1 protein-coding gene is annotated in these 793 nt (G+C 30.8%); it reads right to left on the minus strand.

The genetic code is table 11. The features are described from left to right. Window positions 1-164: 164 nt before the first annotated feature. Window positions 165-452, minus strand: a complete 288-nt coding sequence (locus MWU65_RS17465) for a GIY-YIG nuclease family protein (protein ID WP_247079963.1) — start codon at window positions 450-452, stop codon at window positions 165-167. Between the last annotated feature and the right edge of the window lie 341 nt (window positions 453-793).

Genomic DNA, 793 nt, shown 5'->3' on the forward strand with positions numbered 1-793 from the left:
TTTGTCTAAACGCTTTATGATTTTGGGATAATGTCAGTTCGAGTGATTTTGAGGTACGAAAAATTGTATCGAGAACTTTTGAAATCTAAATGCTTCTCGATACTAATTATTTCTCCGCTAGCGCTATAAAATAATTCACTCGAAGTGACATTAAAAAAATACTATTAAAACTTCTTTTTAGCTAAATTAGGAAGTGATTCATAATCACCATTTATCAATGCTTCCTTTTTAACTTTAGACCATTTTTTTATTTGTTTTTCCATATCAATAGCCAAACTAACATCTGAAAACTCACAATAATAAACCAATAACAATGGTCTACGAGAATAGGTATAACTATCCCTATGCTTACCTGAAGTATGATCTTTCACTCTTGCTAATAGGTTAGAAGTTACCCCCGTGTAAAACGATGTGTCTGAACATTCTAGTATGTATACATAATAGATTTTCATAGTATAAAAATATTAAATGTATTCTCAAATTAACTTCTCGATACTAATTATTTCTCCGCTAGCGCTATAAAATAATTCACTCGAAGTGACATTGAGTTTTTCTGTATCGTTTTGTCCTCCGAACATTCTGGGCGAGTGAAATTCTATTTTCAGAATTTTGTATAGAGAACTTTTGTAATGGGCATTCATTTTTGAGTATTCTGATTAACCTTACGCTTTATTATGGTTGACTGTTGTTGGTTAATTGTTGTTTGTCTAAACGCTTTATGATTTTGGGATAATGTCAGTTCGAGTGATTTTGAGGTACGAAAAATTGTATCGAGAACTTTTGAAATCTAAAT

Source organism: Cellulophaga sp. F20128, assembly GCF_023015805.1.
Taxonomy (GTDB): domain Bacteria; phylum Bacteroidota; class Bacteroidia; order Flavobacteriales; family Flavobacteriaceae; genus Cellulophaga.